At 59.3% G+C, this 18,540-nt stretch carries 20 protein-coding genes; 11 read left to right on the top strand and 9 right to left on the bottom strand.

Features of this window, described 5'->3' with window-relative positions; translation table 11 throughout:
* Window positions 1–64: 64 nt before the first annotated feature.
* The 8 genes from B2344_RS06905 to mnmA all read left to right on the top strand — a co-directional run bounded on the left by B2344_RS06905 (window position 65) and on the right by mnmA (window position 7,694).
* The gene (locus B2344_RS06905) at window positions 65–3,400 is read left to right on the top strand and encodes an intermembrane phospholipid transport protein YdbH family protein (RefSeq protein ID WP_290484892.1); all 3,336 of its coding nucleotides are present in this window, start codon (window positions 65–67) and stop codon (window positions 3,398–3,400) included.
* Between the two features lie 76 nt (window positions 3,401–3,476).
* Window positions 3,477–3,668 (top strand): YnbE family lipoprotein, encoded by a 192-nt coding sequence (locus tag B2344_RS06900; protein WP_051607597.1) that lies wholly within the window; start codon window positions 3,477–3,479, stop codon window positions 3,666–3,668.
* Between the two features lie 22 nt (window positions 3,669–3,690).
* Window positions 3,691–4,041 (top strand): YdbL family protein, encoded by a 351-nt coding sequence (locus tag B2344_RS06895; RefSeq protein WP_290484891.1) that lies wholly within the window; start codon window positions 3,691–3,693, stop codon window positions 4,039–4,041.
* 36 nt (window positions 4,042–4,077) lie between these two features.
* Entirely contained in the window at window positions 4,078–4,338 is a 261-nt protein-coding gene (locus B2344_RS06890; protein WP_051607596.1) for a hypothetical protein, read from the top strand.
* A gap of 82 nt (window positions 4,339–4,420) precedes the next feature.
* The gene (locus B2344_RS06885) at window positions 4,421–5,062 is read left to right on the top strand and encodes a histidine phosphotransferase family protein (protein WP_206992444.1); all 642 of its coding nucleotides are present in this window, start codon (window positions 4,421–4,423) and stop codon (window positions 5,060–5,062) included.
* A gap of 87 nt (window positions 5,063–5,149) precedes the next feature.
* Window positions 5,150–5,515, top strand: coding sequence for a response regulator (locus B2344_RS06880; RefSeq protein WP_034812625.1), 366 nt, complete (start codon window positions 5,150–5,152; stop codon window positions 5,513–5,515).
* A 68-nt stretch (window positions 5,516–5,583) separates the two neighbouring features.
* Complete coding sequence (locus tag B2344_RS06875; RefSeq protein ID WP_206992445.1) at window positions 5,584–6,426, top strand: CheR family methyltransferase; 843 nt, start codon at window positions 5,584–5,586, stop codon at window positions 6,424–6,426.
* Window positions 6,427–6,509: 83 nt separating this feature from the next.
* Window positions 6,510–7,694, top strand: a complete 1,185-nt coding sequence (mnmA, locus tag B2344_RS06870; protein WP_290483458.1) for a tRNA 2-thiouridine(34) synthase MnmA — start codon at window positions 6,510–6,512, stop codon at window positions 7,692–7,694.
* Here the strand turns inward: mnmA and B2344_RS06865 are convergent.
* The 7 genes from B2344_RS06865 to B2344_RS06835 all read right to left on the bottom strand — a co-directional run bounded on the left by B2344_RS06865 (window position 7,691) and on the right by B2344_RS06835 (window position 15,390).
* Window positions 7,691–8,533, bottom strand: a complete 843-nt coding sequence (locus tag B2344_RS06865; protein WP_290484890.1) for a DMT family transporter — start codon at window positions 8,531–8,533, stop codon at window positions 7,691–7,693. The two genes, mnmA and B2344_RS06865, sit on opposite strands and share 4 nt — an antisense overlap.
* A 31-nt stretch (window positions 8,534–8,564) precedes the next feature.
* Entirely contained in the window at window positions 8,565–9,644 is a 1,080-nt protein-coding gene (locus B2344_RS06860; RefSeq protein ID WP_290478535.1) for a mitochondrial fission ELM1 family protein, read from the bottom strand.
* Window positions 9,645–10,118 carry a transcription elongation factor GreA gene (greA, locus tag B2344_RS06855; RefSeq protein WP_206992448.1) on the bottom strand — a complete coding sequence of 158 codons (474 nt, stop codon included), beginning with the start codon at window positions 10,116–10,118 and terminating at the stop codon, window positions 9,645–9,647.
* A 67-nt stretch (window positions 10,119–10,185) separates the two neighbouring features.
* The gene (gene carB / locus B2344_RS06850; protein ID WP_290483457.1) at window positions 10,186–13,458 is read right to left on the bottom strand and encodes a carbamoyl-phosphate synthase large subunit; all 3,273 of its coding nucleotides are present in this window, start codon (window positions 13,456–13,458) and stop codon (window positions 10,186–10,188) included.
* Window positions 13,459–13,584: 126 nt separating this feature from the next.
* Window positions 13,585–14,046, bottom strand: coding sequence for a nuclear transport factor 2 family protein (locus B2344_RS16005; RefSeq protein WP_290501616.1), 462 nt, complete (start codon window positions 14,044–14,046; stop codon window positions 13,585–13,587).
* 170 nt (window positions 14,047–14,216) lie between these two features.
* Window positions 14,217–14,555 carry a YMGG-like glycine zipper-containing protein gene (locus B2344_RS06840; RefSeq protein ID WP_206992451.1) on the bottom strand — a complete coding sequence of 113 codons (339 nt, stop codon included), beginning with the start codon at window positions 14,553–14,555 and terminating at the stop codon, window positions 14,217–14,219.
* 100 nt (window positions 14,556–14,655) lie between these two features.
* A complete protein-coding gene (locus B2344_RS06835; protein ID WP_290483051.1) occupies window positions 14,656–15,390 on the bottom strand; it encodes an MBL fold metallo-hydrolase in 735 nt (244 codons plus the stop codon).
* A gap of 109 nt (window positions 15,391–15,499) precedes the next feature.
* Between B2344_RS06835 and B2344_RS06830 the strand changes: the two genes are divergently transcribed.
* Window positions 15,500–16,480, top strand: coding sequence for a M48 family metallopeptidase (locus B2344_RS06830; RefSeq protein WP_206992453.1), 981 nt, complete (start codon window positions 15,500–15,502; stop codon window positions 16,478–16,480).
* On the opposite strand, the gene B2344_RS06825 is transcribed toward B2344_RS06830, so the two are convergent.
* Window positions 16,477–17,097, bottom strand: coding sequence for an ElyC/SanA/YdcF family protein (locus B2344_RS06825; protein ID WP_206992454.1), 621 nt, complete (start codon window positions 17,095–17,097; stop codon window positions 16,477–16,479). The two genes, B2344_RS06830 and B2344_RS06825, sit on opposite strands and share 4 nt — an antisense overlap.
* A 71-nt stretch (window positions 17,098–17,168) precedes the next feature.
* The gene (locus B2344_RS06820; RefSeq protein WP_206992455.1) at window positions 17,169–17,594 is read right to left on the bottom strand and encodes an NUDIX hydrolase; all 426 of its coding nucleotides are present in this window, start codon (window positions 17,592–17,594) and stop codon (window positions 17,169–17,171) included.
* A gap of 123 nt (window positions 17,595–17,717) precedes the next feature.
* Here B2344_RS06820 and B2344_RS06815 point away from each other — a divergent pair, with 123 nt between their 5' ends.
* Together B2344_RS06815 and B2344_RS06810 are read left to right on the top strand one after the other, a co-directional pair.
* Window positions 17,718–18,104: a DUF302 domain-containing protein gene (locus B2344_RS06815; protein ID WP_290484888.1), complete on the top strand. Its 387-nt coding sequence runs from the start codon at window positions 17,718–17,720 to the stop codon at window positions 18,102–18,104.
* A 27-nt stretch (window positions 18,105–18,131) separates the two neighbouring features.
* Window positions 18,132–18,530: a VOC family protein gene (locus B2344_RS06810; protein WP_290483053.1), complete on the top strand. Its 399-nt coding sequence runs from the start codon at window positions 18,132–18,134 to the stop codon at window positions 18,528–18,530.
* Window positions 18,531–18,540: the final 10 nt, after the last annotated feature.

Here is an 18,540-nt window from a genome sequence, read left to right as displayed (position 1 = left end):
GGCCTTCTTGCTTTCCTACAAATCCTAGTAGCCAATCAAAGCAAGAAGCAAGCCGGAACCGTCAGTGAATACGCCACATTACAAAGATTTAGAGGTTGAAGGCTCGAAGGCGGGCACGCGCCGCCTGAATTGGGGGCGTTGGCTGCTGGTCGCGATCCTGACCCTGATCCTGCTTTTTGGTGCACTCGGCTGGCTCGGTCGCAAATACATCGCCCAACAGGCATTGGCGCAGTGGTGCCATGACCAGTCCCTGACTTGCGAGGCCGATTTCAAGCGCCTTGGGCCTGGTGGCGCGGTGATTACCGGGGTGCGCATCAAATCCGGCGACGAGACGCCCTTCGTGGCAGACGAAGTAATTGCAGACATATCCTGGAAGGGGCTGGTGCCGTCTCTCGGTGCCGTATCGGTTATTGCGCCGGAATTGCACGGCACGTTGGATGATCGTGGTATTCGCTTTCATGGGCTTGAAAATCTGGGCGGGTCTGGCGGGGACAGTGGCAGTCCGCTGCCTCCAGTGAAGATTACCAAGGGCCGCGTCTTGCTGGCCACAAGCGCCGGCGACATCGGGGCATCGGTCGATCTGGAAGGCGAATTTCCCGAATCCGGCACATTGCAGATGGTACTCGACCCGGTGTCCCTGTCCGGTCCGGACGGCACGCTGGTCTGGTCGGAGGGGCGAGTCGATGTCACCGCCAGCGACGGCCAGCTGGAAGGCGAGGCTTTTCTGGATCTTGCCGAGGCCGATATACGCGGCGTTCAGGCGCGAAACGTTCAACTCGACGCGTTGCTGAATTCCCCCCTCGACGGAGCAGGTGACACACAAATTGTCTGGGACGGACATGTCGCCAGCGCCTCCTGGAGCGGATATGAAATTTCCAATGCATCAAGTAGGGGGCGTGCCATTTTGGATCGTCTGCCATCCTTTGAGATCGACTCGATTTTGAATGCGCTGGTTGAGGCCTCTGCCGAGACAGATGCGTCGAAAGTTTCCGGCAGCGCATTTGCCGGTCGCGACATGCAATTGGAGTTCGATCTTGCGGGCGAAGCGGGGCACGTCATCGGCCCTGTACTGGCTTCTGCAAGCGACCTGGACGTTCCTCAGGGCCGCACGCAACGTGCGTCGATCCGGGCAAACTTGGACAGGACGGTCGCGGACGGCATCGACTTCAAGGCCGATGTATCGACGTCCGGGACATCGTTGACTGCCGCGACATCTGACCAGTTGCTCGACTTGGTCAATCTGCCCGACATGTTCGCGGCCCATGAAGCTAGTCTCACGAGCGCGCTGCGTCGAGCGCTAACGGCCTTCAATGCGTCGGTTACGGTCGAGGCTCAGCACAAGGCGGACGGATGGGCCATTTCGGCGGATGGGCCGGCGCAGCTCAACGCACAATCAGGGCTGGCGGCAGACATCTTGCCTGGCGCTAACGGAAAATGGCTCTCTTGGATGGGCCGTGATCGATCGGTAGCAGGTCAGCTCTCTTTGAAAGGCGGCGGTTTGCCAGCCCTTACGGCAGACCTTCAGGTCCAGATGTCCGAAATGGGCCTGTCGCATTTCAACGCGACGGATCTGAAACTGTCCTCCTGGTCGGCAGGTGGCAGGACTCTCTCAGCCGATTTGAAACGGATTGACTATCAACGCGTCGGCGAAGGGGAGATGGCGCTTGAGACATCTGGCAAGATCGGCGTCGCGGGTAATGTGTCCGGCTTTGATCTCGACTTTTCCAGCCTGTCCGGTCAGTTGCTGGTGTCGTCCGACAAGGCGGGGTGGCGGATATCCACTCCGGATCGGTCCTGCCTGTCACTGGACAGCCAGGGCTTGCGGTTCGGATCGGTCAGCCTCGGCGCTTTCCGCACGCCGATATGCCCGGAAGGGAAAGACTTCATCTCGCCGGGGGCCGGATTTGCCGGGGCCACAAAACTCGGAGACTTGGTGGTTCCGGTCGCTTTCTCATCGAATGCCGGGACGGTCAGCTTCACAAATGCACAGATTGACTGGACGGGCGGAAAGACTGCGAGCGTCTCGGCGGTGTCAGACTCTGTCTCATTGGCCCTTGGCATCGGTGAGGAGACGCTCAGCATTGATGGCGACGGACTGAGGCTGGGCATTGCCACCCGTCTGAACGCCGCGCCCGCTCTGTCGGCGCGACTGGGGGCAACCAAGTTCAACGGAACGCTTGTGCCCGCCAATGTCAGCTCCAGTGATTTCCGCTTCGACGGCACAACGGGCGAGGGTGGTGTGAAGGGGAGTATGAGCGCCGACGGTGTGATTATCCGCGACTATCGCGATGACCCCCTCTACCAGCCGCTGACAGCAGACCTGGACGCAACTCTGAGCGGTGCCGATTTCAGCATGTCCGGGCCTTTGCGGCTTGCGTCAAACGGCATCACCGTTGCGGACACACTGCTTCGCCTCGACGTGACGAAGCTGAGTGGCATGGCGGCGCTGGAGAGCCGTGACCTGCAATTCGAGCCCGGTGCCCTGCAGCCTTGGCGCCTGTCAGACCGTTTGCGGGGCGTTTTCACGGATGCGCGCGGCGGTCTTGCTGCGGCGGCGCGGTTTGACATTGTTGGAGGCAAGATCGAAGGGACAGGGGAAGTCTCGGTTTCCGAATTCGGTTTTCAGACGACACGGCTTGGCCGGGTGCAGGGGGTCAACGGCACCGTCGCCTTTCGCGAATTGCTGGCCCTGACCACCGAGCCAGGACAGACCATCCTCGTCGAGCGTCTCAACCCCGGCGTACCGCTGGAGAATGGCCAAATCACGTTTCAGCTGGTCGAGGGTACGCAGTTCAAAGTCGAGTCGGCTGCATTCCCCTTCGCCGGGGGGACACTGGCATTGCCGCCCTTTGTCTGGTCGCTTGGCGGCGAGCAACAGAACATTGAAGTTACGGCAGAAGCAATCGAACTCGCGAAACTGGTCGAGGTTTTGAAACTGCCCGACACACGAGCGACCGGCACTGTGTCCGGCAGCTTTCCAATCGACATTGACGGCACAGATATTCTGGTCCGCGATGCTCGGTTGAGAGCCGATGCGGATGGGGGCTATATCTCCTATCTGGGCACGGCTGCGGACTCTGCTGGCGCAGCAGACGAAAACGCAAAAATGGCCTTTGAAGCGCTGAAGGATTTCGATTTCACGGTCCTTGAGCTTGGCCTTGACGGCAACGTCCGCGATCGGATGACCATTTCTCTCATTCTGGAGGGTAAGAGCCGGAAGGGGATCGCGTATGGTGACGGAAATCAGGTGCTGACGGGGCAACCCTTCCTGTTCAACATCACGGTTAACTCGGCACTCGGCGAACTCTTGCGCAACACTCAATACTATACGAGCCAGAAGGGGCTGACCGACGCCGTTGTCGAGCAGGTGAAAGCAAAACGACTGGATGAATCTGAATAGGACACAACCGCCAACTTCATTGACGTTAAGGTGGCGTGTGTCATGTTCCCCATTGAACCCTGAGGAGCGAATCCTGATGAATTATTCCAAAGCCTTGCTGGCTGGCGCGGGCATTGCGGCACTGGTCGCCTGCACGCCGACCGTCCGCATCGAACCGTCCGACAAGCCGATCAAGATCGACTTGAATGTCAATATTACCCAGGAAGTCCGCGTGATCCTCGACAAGGAAGTCGAAGACCTGATCGCGGACAATCCAGACTTGTTCTAAACTCGCGAAATCTGGAGACGAGATGATGAAATCCCTTCGCACTTTTTTCGCTGCCCTGGCCTTGGCCTTCGGCCTTGCCGCGATGTCGCCAGCCGCCTTTGCGGGTGATCCCGCCATTGATGCTGCCATTGAGGCGGGTGAGGTCGGCGAACGCATTGACGGTCGCCTTGGCGTTATCGGGTCGGCTGACCCGTCGCTCATTCGCAAGGTTCAGGAGATCAACAACAAGCGCGCCGCCAAATATGCGGAAGTCGCTGCTGAAACCGGCACGACGGTCGCTGAAGTCGCCCGCATCACCGGCGAAAAGCAGATTTCCAAACTGAGCCCTGGCCAATGGTACATGGATGCCAGCGGCAGCTGGAAGCAGAAATAGCTTGTTTCCAGCGCCGTCAGGCGTAGGTGATCAGACATGTCACGCAAGCTGATCTTCTGGATTGTAGCCAGTTTCGTGCTCCTGGGGCTGATGCTCTGGGGCATTTCGCTGTTCTGGGAAAGCAATGCTGACGGGCTCTCGGGGCATGGCTGGATCGCCTATGTCCTGGGCGGCGTCATGACGCTTGGCCTGTCGATTGGCCTGTTTCTGCTCACCTTCCACAGTGCGCGCCACGGCTATGACGATATCGACCGTCCGGAAGATGCAACTGAGCAGAATGTTGAATATCGCCAATAGTTCATACAGCCTTGATTGACACGCCGGGCGGCTCACACAATCCTGCGAAAAAGCTGAACTCTAGAACGGGGCTCCACTACCCATGATCGATCCTGCACGCCTATCCGCGTACATCGCATCACGCATCTGCCACGACCTTGTTTCGCCCGTATCTTCGGTCACGAATGCGCTCGATCTGTTGAACGATCCGGGTGACATGGAAATGAAGGCGCAGGCCCAGGACCTGCTGCATGATGGAGCCGAGAAGGCGGGCGCTCGGATTCAGTTTCTGCGCTACGCCTTTGGGTCGATCGGCTTGAATGCGGGCGCGGCCGACATTCATGAAGCGCGCAAGATCACCGAGAACTTCGTGGCCAGCCACCGGCCGAGTATCGAATTCGATATCCAGACCGACCATTTGAGCTTCTCGCATGTTCGGATGATGATGAACCTCGTAATGATGGGCATTGACTGTCTGCCGCGCGGCGGCGTGATTCATGTGCGCATTCGCAATGAGCAAGTGGGCCTGACGATCACTCTGACCTGCAAGGGCAATCGGGCGCGCCTGCGCCCTGACATCGCCAATGGTATCAAGGGAATCGAACCAGAGGATGGCTGGCGTCCGGAAACCATTCAGCCCTTGTTCTCGAAGATCATCTGCGATGGTCTCGGCGGCGAGTTGACCGCCAGCGAAAGCGAAGAGACGGTCATCATCATGGCGGCGGGCATTCGCGCAGAGGGATAGTGCTGGCCCGAAATTTACACTTTGGCAGGACTTTCTTAACCGGGGTCGGCCAGATTCGAGTCCGAACCGCTGCGCACAGGATACATCATGAAAACCTGTCTGATCGTTGATGACTCCCGTGTAGTCCGGAAAGTGGCGGCGCGCATTGTGCGCGACCTGAAGTTTGACGTGCTGGAAGCCGGCGATGGAGCAGACGCCATGCGCCAGTGTCGCCAGAAAATGCCCGATGCCATCCTGCTTGACTGGAATATGCCAGTCATGAACGGCTTGGACTTCCTGCGGGCCTTGCGCCGCGAAGAAGGCGGCAAACATCCGCTTGTCGTGTTCTGCTCCATTGAGAATGATGCTGAACACATAAATGAAGCGTTGAGTTCAGGCGCTGACGAGTTCATCATGAAGCCCTTCGACGCCGATATTCTGGAAAGCAAATTTGCGGAAGTCGGCCTGGTCTGAAGCATTTCTTAATAAACCGAGCCCTATGGGTAAGGTTTATGGGCAGAATGTCCGATTCGGAGTGTTAGATGCAGGAAGAGGTCTTCAACGAGTTGGCTGAGCTGGCGCTGAAAGGCTCCGGTCAGGCGATTCCGAAATCCAAATCCTATCTGATTGAAGCCCGGCTTGCGGCAATCGCCCGCCGCGAGGGCTTTGGCACCATGGCGGATCTCGTCCACTGCCTGAAATCGCGCGCCAATCCGGTCTTCGCGGCCGAAGTCGCATCCGCGTTGGTGTCCAAGGACACCTGCTTCTTCCGGGACCGCGACGCCCTAAAGCGTGTTGTCGACGACGTACTGCCGAAACGGCTGAAGGCGTCCAATACGGGCCGTCTGAAAGTCTGGTGCGCCGGCGGCAGCACGGGCCAGGAAGCCTATTCCCTGGCGATCCTGCTGGAAGACGAATTGCCTGCCAGCCTGCGCGGCGCAAAGATCGATATTCTTTCGACTGATATCTGCAAGGTCTCCACCGAGACCGCTCGCGTGGCGCGCTATGGGCACTACGAGGTTCAGAAGGGGCTGTCGATCCACCGACTCGTCAAGCACTTCACCCGTCTCGAAACCGGCCAGTGGGAAGCGTCTGAAGCCTTGCGTTCGCGCGTGAGCTTTCGCCAGCACAATCTGCTCGAGCGGGCAGACGGGCTCGGAAACTTCGATGTTATCCTCTGTCGGAATGTATTGTCCGGAATGGCGCGCGCGTCCCGTACCAAAGTGATTGAAAGCGTCTCGAAACAAATGATGCCCGGCGGCATGATTCTGCTCGGTGGTGGCGAAAGTGTCATCGGCCTGACCGACAAGCTGGAGCCGGCTCGCCACTTCCGGGGCGGTTGGGTTGCTGCTGGAACGGCCAACGCTGAAGCATCTGCAGCCTGACCCCCTCGCAATTTGGCGCGTCTCGCGCTATATGCGCCCATTCCTGAAACTGCTCCGGGCCTTTAACCCGGTTGGAGTGAGACATGACTTATGAATTGCCGCCGGCCTGGGATGGCCGTGTGAACTCTCTTGGATTTGCCAAACCGCCCGCGGAAACGCGCGTCGTCGCTGCCATGTCGGGCGGAGTCGACAGCTCTGTCGTGGCCGCCATGCTGAAGGCGCAGGGCTACGACGTGATTGGCATCACGCTACAGCTTTACGATCATGGCGCTGCCATCGAGAAGAAGGGCGCCTGCTGCGCCGGGCAAGACATCCATGATGCCCGCAACGTATCCGACCAGATCGGCATTCCGCACTATGTACTCGACTACGAGTCTAAGTTCCGCGAGCAGGTGATGGAAGACTTCGCCGATACCTATCTGGCCGGTTCGACACCGATTCCGTGCATTCGCTGTAACCAGACGGTCAAGTTTTCGGACCTGTTGAAAACCGCCCGTGATCTCGGGGCAGATTGTCTTGCCACAGGGCATTACATCCGCCGCACGGATGGTGACGATGGGCCGGAGCTTCACCGTGCCGCGGATGCGAGCCGTGATCAGTCTTACTTCCTGTTCGCAACGACGGCAGAGCAGCTGGACTATCTGCGCTTCCCGCTCGGCTACCTGCCGAAGACGCAGGTGCGCGAACTGGCTGATCAGTTCAATCTGCCGGTGGCTTCCAAGCCGGACAGTCAGGACATCTGTTTCGTGCCGGAAGGCTCCTATGCCACGGTTGTGGAAAAGTTGCGTCCGGGTGCCGGACGGGGCGGAGACATTGAACATCTTGATGGTCGCGTGCTCGGTCAGCACAATGGCGTGATCCACTACACGATCGGCCAGCGCCGGGGGCTTGGGGTTGCGACGGGTGACCCGCTCTATGTGGTCAAGATCGACGCGCCCAACCGCCGGGTCATTGTTGGCCCGCGTGAAGCCTTGATGACGTCCGGCCTGTTGCTGGAAGAACTCAATTGGCTGGGCGAAGGATCGCTCCAGGCGGCTGCTGATGCAGGGGTGCCCGTGCTCGTCCGTGTGCGGTCCACGCGGCCGCCCGTGCCGGCCCGTTTGGGGTGGAGTGATGGCGTTCCCGTGATCTGGTTCGATAATCCGGAAGAGGGTGTCGCGCGTGGCCAGGCCGCCGTGCTCTACGACGCAGAAGGCAGCACGCGTATTCTGGGCGGCGGCTTTATTCTGAAGCCGATCCCGGCCGATGAGCGGGTTGTTGCTGCCTAGCGGGGCTTTCGGGCGCCGGTCACTGACAGCCCGATACCACCGAGTACAATCAGCGCAGCAATTGCAAAGCGTAGTGTCAGATCCTCGCCGAGCATCGCGATGCCGCCAAGCGCGGCGAGGATCGGGACGCTGAGTTGTGCGATGGCCGCGGTGGCTGAGGTGATACGGGGCAGGATAGCGTACCAGAGTGCATAACCGAGCCCAGACGTAACAATGCCTGACAGGCAGGCCAGCAAGACGCCTACTGGGGTCAACTCTGGCCCGATGGCGAAGAGACCTAGCAGGCTGAGCGGAGCTGCCAGCGCGAAGTTTGCTGCGGTATCCTCGGTGGCATTTTGTGCACCGCGACCGAGGAGTGAATAGATTCCCCAACCGAGCGCCGCGATGCCCATCAACGCCGCGCCCACTGGGTCGACCGGAGCGGCGTCAGTCGGCCAAAGAAACCAGGCCAGGCCACCTGCCGCCACGAGTGCACCGATCCATTTCAGGGCCGGGACGTGCTCTCTGGCCAGCAGGGCGCCAGCGAACATGGTGATTTGCACACCGCCGAACAGGACCAGCGCCCCGACGCCCGTATCGAGCGACAAGTACGCAAACGAGAAACCGAGCATGTAAGCGAGCAGGGCGGCGACGCTGACCCCCCGCTTTGTAGACAAGAGAGCCGGACGTGTGGAAGACCGCGCCAGCACGATCAGGCCGAGAATGATCGCGCCGCTGAACAGGCGGATCACTGCGAAGCTTGCTGGATCAATCAGCTCGCCCGCGAGTGCCAGCCGGTTGAGCACCGAATTGGCAGCGAAGGCGAGCATGGCGAGCAGGGTGAGTGCGAACAGCTTCATGCTGCACCGCTCCGCCACTGTCGACAAAGTATCATTCCATCCAGTCCGGCGGCGCGACTTTTGACCCATCGCCGCCCATGTCTGGCTGGGGGTGGCGCTCCAGAAGCTTCTCGACGATTGCATCTGCAACGCGGTCTGCCTCACGCAATGCTGGATAGCTCCATGTTTCCAATGTGCCCCCGAACCAGCGAGCGGCGCCATGATCGATCAGGCTCTGGTGCAAGCTGTCGAATTTCTTGGAGCGACCTTCCAGACGCGCGATGTGGATTGGCAGATCATGCCAGGCCGCATCGGACAGCATGTTGGCGCTGTCCTCTGTCACGATGGCGCAATCGGAAAAGACCAACCATGCAAGATAGGGATTGTCGCCATCTTCCGGGCCGGCCCAGAACCGGGCTCCGACTTCATCCGCCATCGAACGGAACCTGGATACAATCGGCACAGGCGTGCGGCGCGATGTTGTGATCCGCAGACGCCAGCCTTGCCCCGCCAGGATGCGAAGCTGGGATTCAAGACGCTCGGCAGCAGCATCGGTAAATGTATGTGTGCGGGAGTTCCCCCCCAGAATGACGATCGCGCTCTTGTTGCGCTCGTCGGCCAGATCGGCAAAGGATTGGCCCGCATCTTCGATCAGGTCAGGGGCAAAATAGGATGGCGAACCGATCGTCTGAATGACATTCGGGCCGTTTGTCTCGTCATGCGCCGGTGTGACCAGAAGGTCGAAGTTTTCTGAGGGAATCCTTGGGTCGAGGATTTGGACGGTCAGCGTTTTTCCGCCGGACAGTTCCCGCACGGCACGAGTCAGGGCAGCTGAACGACGGCCCGCAGCAATCCAGATCGTTGGCCATGGCGGGGTTAGCAGGTCGCGCTGATTCTTCGGCAGGGAAGCCAGGGGAGACGGCCATTTGTCCGCAGGCAGCAGGGTCCACGGCAAGCGTGGGCTCAGCGTCAGAGGTTCGGAGCGGTGCGATTCACCATTAATGTGAGCAATCTGAATCCATCGCCGCGTATCACCCAGTGCCTGCAGCACTGCGCGAACCTGAGCAGCATTGCCTGCGCGGCCGTCCGAGACCGCCCAGACGGATGGTCCGAGCGACCCCGCCTCTGCCATTTACAGGTACTCGACCTTGGCAACTTCGTAAGCGCGCGCTCCGGACGGGGCGGCCACTTCGGCTTCGTCGCCTTCTTCCTTGCCGATCATTGCACGAGCAATTGGCGAGGTGACGGAGATCTTGCCGTCCTTCACATTGGCTTCGTCTTCGCCAACGATCTTGTACGTGCTCTCTTCTTCCGTATCGACATCAATCAGAGTCACAGTCGCGCCAAAGCGCACCTTGCTGCCACCCAGCTTGGAGACGTCGATCACGTCCGCGCGGGCAAGCTTGTCATCGATCTCGGCGATGCGGCCTTCGATGAAGCTCTGCTTCTCCTTGGCAGCGTGATATTCAGCGTTTTCGGACAGATCACCATGCGCACGCGCTTCCGCGATCGCCGCGATAATATTCGGGCGCTCTACGGATTTCAGCGTCTTAAGTTCTGACTGAAGCGCAGCATGGCCTTCAGCGGTCATGGGAATGCGTTCCATCTGTGTCACCTCTATTGTTGGCGGCAAAATCGTTGTCTTAATTGGTAATGGCGTCAAGTGGGGCTGATCAGGCCGATTGCAAGGCGCGCACCGAGATTTCCCGGTCTTTCATACTCTCAATGGCCTGCACCGAGGCAATCGAGGAGGCCAGAGTTGTGAAATACGGTATCTTGCGGTTTACGGCAGTCCGGCGAATGGATGCGGAATCTGCAAGCGATGCTGCACCTTCGGTCGTGTTGAAAACCAATTGCACGTTGCCATTGATCATGGCGTCCAGAATGTGCGGCTGGCCTTCGAGAACCTTGTTGATCCGGCTCACTTTCAGGCCTTCAGCCTCCAGAAAGGCAGCTGTTCCGGCGGTGGCGAGGATCGAGAATCCGAACTCCGTAAGCTTTCGAATCGCCGGAACGATGGCCTTCTTGTCGGAATCTCGCAGAGACACGAATACCGTTCCTGAGTCTGGAAGATGGACCCCGACGCCAAGCTGACTTTTCAGGAAGGCCATGCCGAAATCATCATCCCAGCCCATGACTTCGCCGGTCGACCGCATCTCCGGGCCGAGTTGCGGGTCCACACCGGGGAAGCGGGCGAATGGGAACACCGCCTCTTTCACCGCCACGCGCCGAGGATTGGCCTGGGTCAGGTCGAATTCTGTCAGGCTCATGCCCGCCATTACCTTGGCCGCAATTCCGGCAATCGGGGCACCAACGGCTTTTGCAACGAATGGTACGGTCCGACTGGCGCGGGGATTGGCTTCCAGCACGTAGATTTCGTCATCCTTGACGGCGAACTGAATATTGATCAGGCCGCGTACTTTCAATGCGCGGGCAAGGGCAATCGTTTGCTCGGCGAGGCGCCCCTGAAGTGCAGGCGAAAGCGTATAGGGCGGCAGGGCACAGGCAGAATCGCCCGAATGCACACCCGCTTCTTCGATATGTTCCATGATGCCGGCGACGTGCACATTCTCGCCATCGCACAGCGCGTCCACATCCACTTCAATCGCATCGGACAAATATCGGTCAATGAATAGCGACGCATCGCCGGAATCCTTGGCGACGCTCAGGGCTTCGGCGGCGAATTTGCGCAGGTCTTCGTCATTGCGGGCGATTTCCATGGCCCGGCCGCCCAGCACGAAGGAGGGTCGCAGCATGACCGGATACCCGATCTCGTTGGCTTTGATTTCGGCTTCTTCGACAGAGCGGGCCGTGCGGGACGGTGCTTGCTGGATGCCAAGAACGTCGAGCAGGGCTGCAAATTGCTCACGGTCTTCGGCGAGGTCGATGGAGGCCGGGCTGGTGCCAAGAATTGGCACGTTTTCCTGGTCAAGCGTATTGGCGAGTTTCAGCGGCGTCTGGCCGCCGAATTGTACGATCACTCCGTTCAGCGTGCCGGCCGATTGCTCTTTGTGGATAATCTCCAGAACATGTTCTTCCGTCAACGGCTCGAAATAGAGCCGGTCAGATGTATCATAGTCCGTGGACACCGTTTCCGGATTGCAATTGACCATGATGGACTCGATGCCGATGTCATCCATCGCGAATGCGGCATGACAGCAGCAATAGTCAAACTCGATGCCCTGACCGATCCGGTTGGGGCCGCCCCCAAGGATGATCGCCTTGTTGCGATCTGATGGCAGCGCTTCGCATTCAGCTTCGTCGGCGCCGAACACGGGCTGTTCATAGGTGGAGTAAAGGTAGGGGGTCTTCGCGGCAAACTCGGCTGCGCATGTATCGATACGTTTGTAGACCGGGCGCACGCCGAGGCCGTGGCGTGCATTGCGGATTTCCGCTTCGCCCTTGCCGGCCAGCTTGCCGAGGCGCTTGTCAGAGAAGCCGAGCATCTTCAGGCGCAGCATGCCTTCATGGTCGTCAGGCAGGCCATCCTTCAGGATGCCAGCTTCAACCTCCATCAGTTCAGCGATCTGGCGCAGGAACCATTTCTCGATAGAGGTGATTTGATGAACTTCGTCCACGGATAGACCCTGACGCAGGGCTTGCGCCACCACGCGCAAGCGGTCCTGTGTCGGTACGCCGAGCGCCGTGCGCAAATCAGCTTCTGTGTCGAATGCGATATCATCAAGCCCGGACAGGCCGGTCTCCAATGAGCACAGGGCCTTCTGCAGACTTTCCTGGAATGAGCGACCAATCGCCATGGCTTCGCCGACGGATTTCATCGCCGTGGTCAGTACGGGGTCGGCGCCCTTGTACTTCTCGAAGGCAAAGCGCGGTATCTTGGTGACAACATAGTCAATTGTCGGTTCGAACGAGGCAGGAGTGACACCCGTGATGTCATTGTCCAGTTCATCTAGCGTGTATCCCACGGCCAGTTTTGCGGCGATCTTGGCAATCGGGAAACCGGTGGCTTTCGAGGCAAGCGCAGAGGAGCGCGACACACGCGGGTTCATCTCAATCACGACGAGGCGGCCATCCGCGGGGTTGACCGCGAACTGGACGTTAGATCCGCCCGTCTCTACGCCAATCTCGCGGAGCACCGCGATCGAGGCGTTCCGCATGATTTGGTATTCCTTGTCGGTCAGCGTCAGCGCCGGCGCGACCGTGATGGAGTCGCCAGTATGGACGCCCATCGGGTCGATATTCTCGATGGCACAGATAATGATGGCATTGTCCGCTGTGTCGCGGACCACTTCCATCTCGTATTCTTTCCAGCCCAGCAGGCTTTCATCGACCAGGATCTGCGCCATGGGGGAGGCAGCAAGACCGGACCGACAAATTTCTTCATACTCTTCGACATTGTACGCAACGCCGCCACCGGTGCCGCCGAGCGTGAAGGCCGGGCGGATGATGGCGGGCAGGCCAACTTCGTCCAGCGCGGCCATGGCGCGCTTCAGGCCTTCGATCCGATCATATTTGCCGTCTTCACTCTTCGGAGACGCGATGATGGCGGCGCGGGGATTTTCAAGACCGAGCCGATCCATCGCTTCGCGGAACAGCTTGCGGTCTTCGGCCATCTCGATGGCTTCGGCCTTTGCGCCGATCAGCTCCACGCCATGCTTTTCGAGGATGCCGGCATAGTGGAGGTCCAGCGCGCAATTGAGTGCGGTCTGGCCACCCATGGTCGGGAGCAGGGCATCCGGCTTTTCAGCCTCGATAATCTTTTCGACAACTTCCGGCAGGATGGGCTCGATATAGGTTGCGTCAGCGAGCTCTGGATCGGTCATGATCGTTGCCGGGTTCGAATTGACCAGGATCACCCGGTAGCCTTCGCTTTTCAGCGCTTTGATCGCCTGCACGCCGGAATAGTCGAACTCGCAAGCCTGCCCGATGATGATCGGACCGGCACCAATAACCAGGATAGAGCGGATATCCGTGCGCTTCGGCATGTTGCTTTTCTCCTACCGGCCAAACGGCTGCTCCATAGCTGGGAGTCGGGGGCGGGGGCAAGACTAAAGGGGTGGGTTTCCGTTATTAGCTGCAATTGACTGTCGCGAGGCGATCAGGCTGCAAGCTCAGAGCGCTCCATTATGGACAGTCGAATGCTCATGAACCAGGTGCCACCCACCTGTGATTTTCTCCCAGATTTGAGAAACTGCCTGCGTCTGGTTCATCACCCCGTCTTCATGGGTGATGCCGCTCAGCTCGGTGAAGAAGTTTGCGGCGGCCATGTCTTGGGTGCGGCGCAAATTGATCGCGGATACGATGTTGATATGCCAGCGCTTGAACGTGTCTTCCAAAACCGGCTGCCAAAGCTGACGATATTGGGCAAGGTTTTGGCTTATCGCGACGTCGCTGCCAAAATCACTAAGCAGGCGGATACACCCAGAGCCTGTGAGGGGTATGGCTTCTCGGTCGGCATGGCCTTGCGGCCAACAGCTGTACCAGGCGCGGATCCTTTCACGGATCGCGCGATCATCTGGCGCAATCCACGGGTCGTCTGAAGCAGTTTTGTTAAGGGGCGTTACCCGTCCCATGAAGTCTCTCCTGTTTAACATAGGTAAAAGGGAAACGCGTTGTCGCGCAGGGCGTTCCGATTTTGGGCGGGGAGAGACCGGGGTGATTTGGCGGCGAAACTGTGCCGCGAAAGAAAAAGCCCCGCATCCAATGGATGCGGGGCTCACCATCACTTTAGTGCCTCGGCTGCTTACCAGCGCGTGCTGTCATTCGGGTAGCGGTCATAGATGTCCGCTCGACCGTCTCGGTCGGTGTCTTTTTCGTCAGCCTGGTCTTTCACGCCCGGCATATCGCAGTCTTCCGACTCCGTGCAGCCCTTTGCTGCGCCAGCAGTGCCGCCCAGAACGGCGCCAATCGCAGCCCCGCGTTGCGCGTCACCATCCCCGACATTATTGCCAATCACAGCACCCGCGGCTGCGCCAGCAGCAGCGCCATAGGCAGCGTTGCGTTCAGTGGTGCCAGTTTGGGTGCAGGCGGCCAGAGCGAAGGCGCTGGCGCCGATAGCGGCGAGTTTCAGATAAGCGGTCATAAGACATTCCTTTCCGTTGTGTACGGGTCAGAAACGTCTCCTTGGTGGCTTGGTTCCGTTGGATTTCCGAGGCTTACGGGATGGTAATACCGTTTGCTTGTCAGCTCCAACGCTTGGCAAGTTTCTGGTCGGTCGAACTTGCATCTTGCTTTGCGGCGCCTTGATATCCGGTAATCGTATCTGCCACGAACGGGTTGGTTTGACGCTCTTGGCCAAAAGTGGACAGCGGACCATGACCCGGCACAAACCGCATTTCATTGCCAAGTGGCCAGAGCTTGCCGGTAATCGAGTCGATCAGTTGCTGATGGTTCCCGCGCGGGAAATCAGTCCGGCCGATGGAGCCCTTGAACAGGACGTCACCAACAAAAGCGAGCGCGCCTTCTTTCTGATAGATCACAACATGGCCCGGCGTATGGCCCGGACAGTGTGCGACGCCGAATTTTGTACCAGACAGCTCCAACTCGTCGCCATCATGAAGATACTTGTCCGGAGTCACATTGCGGCCATCAGTGATGCCGTATTTGGCGCCTTGAGCTTCCAGTTCATCCAGCAGCCACTGATCGTCCTCGTGGGGGCCAATGATAGGGCAGCCCGTGCGCTCCGACACTTCGGTGGCCGCGCCGGCATGATCCAGGTGGCCGTGGGTCAGCCAGACGCCGACGATCTTCACACCGAACTGCTCTGCTGCGCCCATCAATTTGTCGACCTCGCCGCCCGGATCGATGAAGACGCCATCCATTGTGTCTGTGGACCAGATCATCGACGTGTTCTGTTGCAGCGGCGTCACGGGAATGATGCGAATTTCGAGCTTGGGCGGGGGAGCTTGGTCTGTCATGCCTCAGAAATAGCGTCCCGACATGGTTTCGTGAAGGTGCAAGCGTGCTTTCCCTCGCGGTTCTTCTTGGTTTAAACGATTTACCAAGCAGATTTGACGGAGATTGCCCATGCGCCTGCCGCGACACGCCTATGGCCACAAGACCCGCAGTAGCGGGATTGGTGGCCTCTTGCGCAGCCGGTTCAGCCTGATCCTTGTCGGCTTGTTCCTGCTGTTTCTGTATTGGCAAGCCAACCAGACCGAAGTGCCTTTCTCGGGCCGCAAGCAACTGAACACCGTCCCGATCGAGAAAGAGGTGCAGCTGGGCCAGCAGTCCTATATCCAGATACTGAACCAGGAGCAGCAGCAGGGAAATGACGTCCTGTGCGCAGATGGCAACAATTGCGAAGGCACGGAGGCGGAATACACTCAGGCCGTTCGCGAGATTGGCGCACGCCTCCAGCGCGCCGCAGTCGAGCTGGAACAGGATCTCCTGCGCCAAGGCGCCTCCTTCACCCCGGTCGCCGACCAATTCGACTGGACCTACTATGTCGTCGATTCCGATACGCCGAACGCTTTCTGCCTGCCGGGTGGGTATGTTGCGATTTACACGGGCATTCTCGACATTACGGGAAACTATGATGGCAAGGTCGACGCCGAGGATATCAGCGATCTCGACAAGCTGGCCGTGGTGATGGGGCATGAGATTGGCCATGCCCTGGCCCATCATGGTGCTGAGCGGGTCAGCCAGCAACGCGTCGTCCAGTTCGGGCAGATCGCTGTCGGCGTGGGCCTTGGCGACATGGACGCCTCTCAACAGCGCGCCATCATGCAGGCTTTCGGCATCGCGGCCCAGGGTGGAATGCTCGCCTATTCGCGCAAGCATGAGACGGAAGCCGACAAGATCGGGCTCGATCTACTGGTTCGCGCCTGTTACGACCCGCGCGAAGCACCTGATCTTTGGGAGCGGATGGGTCAGATTGGTGGTGGCCAGCGTCCACCGGAGTGGATGTCCACGCATCCGGCGTCCGAAACCCGGGCCGAAAATTTCCGGAAATGGATGCCGGAGGCGATTGCGGAATATGAGCGTCGCTGCGAACCGCTGGGCTAGGCGCTGTCCTCGTCGCCGCGCAGGCGGTCAATAATCGCATCCCGCCAGCTTTCCGGCATCAGGAACAGTGCCCACGCGCCTGCCTCGTAATGTGCACGACGCCAGATATCGAGCGGATTGTACCCGCCATTGGGACAGGCGGCGAGCGCCTTGGCCTGCTTGCCCGGATGGCTGGCATAGACGGCCTTGGCGCGCAGGATATGCATGCAATTGGAGATGAAGACGATCTTCCCACTCTCCGAGGCGCTGGTGGTGTTGGCGAGGCTTTCCAGGCCGGAAATCGTATCGCGGCTCTCGACATCGGCGCTGACCTTCGCGGCCTGGCCGGACCGGCGCGCCGCGAGCAAGGCCATCTCCTGGCTGCCGAGACGGCCTTCCTGGGGGCGATGGCCCCCCACGACTTTCAATTGGTCCAGCTTGCCCGCTTTCAGCAGGGCGACGCCCTTGTCGACCCGCGCAGAGGCATCGGATACATTGTCGGTATAGAAGATGATCCCGCGTCCCCCCGCCAATTTGCCAGTTTGGTCTGAAAGCCGGGTGACGCCCCAGAAAAGAAGCGTCGCGGCGAGGTCCACGAGGACCAGCCAGATCAGCAAGGTTCGGATGCGTCGAATCACAGCCGCTATAATCACCAACTGGCCCCGGCCTGCTAGAGCCGAGCCGCAACAATGACTACATATTTGCAGTTTCAGCCGGTGGGGCCAGCCGGCTCCAGAGAGGCGAGATAATCTTTCACAGGCGTGGTGATCTGGTCTGGCAGGTCATCCAGCGCAAACCAGCCGCATCCGCCATGCTTTTCCGGTTCCATGACACGTGGTTCGCCTGACACGATGCGCGCAGAATAGACTGGCGCAACCCAATGCTTCCCGTCACCCTTGTCGATGGTCTCGGCAATGCAGGCGAGGCCAGTCAGCTCGATGGTGACACCGAGTTCTTCTTCGATTTCGCGCCGGGCGGTGTCCTCGGCGCGTTCGCCAAAATCGATCTTGCCGCCGGGCAGACCCCACGCTCCCGCTTCGGGTTGCTTGAGACGTTGGATAAGCAACAGGCGCCCGTGCGCATCGCGAATGGCTGCGCCGCAACCGGCGCCGGGAAGGGAGTTAGAATCAGTCATGCTTACCAGTTTACAGGGCCATGGCGCGATTGGCAGGGCGAAATTGGAACCGTGGCCCGCCGGATCGCATTGCGTTTCTTCACAATTCAATTAGCCTTTGAGGCGCTACTGGAGATGTTTGGCATGGCCTACACAATCACCCGCACACTGGATGGCATCACGCTCGAAGAAGCCGACAAGCGCACGCGCGCAGCGCTGTCTGGCAAGGGGTTTGGGGTTCTCACCGAGATTGATGTCCAGGCGACGATGAAGAAGAAGCTGGATGCCGACATGGCCGGGTACCGCATTCTTGGCGCGTGCAATCCGGACATGGCGTTCGAGGCCATCAAGATGGAGCACAGGGTCGGTGCGATGCTGCCTTGCAATGTCATTCTGCGCGAAGTCGATGGCGGCATTGAGATCAGTGCGATTGATCCGGTCGCGTCCATGCAAGCGATTGAGAACACGGAACTCCATGCCGTAGCCGGGCAGGTGCGTGACATGCTGGCGGAGGCATTGGAGGCGATCTAGCCGATTAGAACAAGTGGGGGGGAAAACATGGCAAAAGTGATTGGTTTGGGTGGACTGTTCTTTCTTTGCAGAGACGTGGATGCGACGCGGGCGTGGTATACGCGGGTACTCGGTGTGCAGATTGACGAATATGGGGGCGCGAGTTTCTCCCAAGCGGATGCTGCTGCACGATTCCCGCAAGGTGCCCGCACGATCTGGGCGCCCTTCAAGGCAGGAAGCGACTATTTCAAACCTTCAGACAGCGACTTCATGATGAATCTGATGGTGGACGACCTCGACGCCATGATTGAGCAAATCAAGGCTGAGGGCGTTGAAATGGAAGGCGAGCCCATGACGGAAAGTTATGGAAAGTTCGCCTGGATCATGGATCCTGATGGCCGCAAGGTCGAACTCTGGGAACCCATCGAGGCGCAACCCGCGACCTGAAGCGGTGACT

Source organism: Hyphomonas sp. UBA3195 (genome assembly GCF_002366485.1).
Lineage (GTDB): Bacteria > Pseudomonadota > Alphaproteobacteria > Caulobacterales > Hyphomonadaceae > Hyphomonas.
The sequence above is the reverse complement of the archived record's forward strand: the minus strand, read 5'-3'. Positions and strand labels throughout refer to the sequence as shown.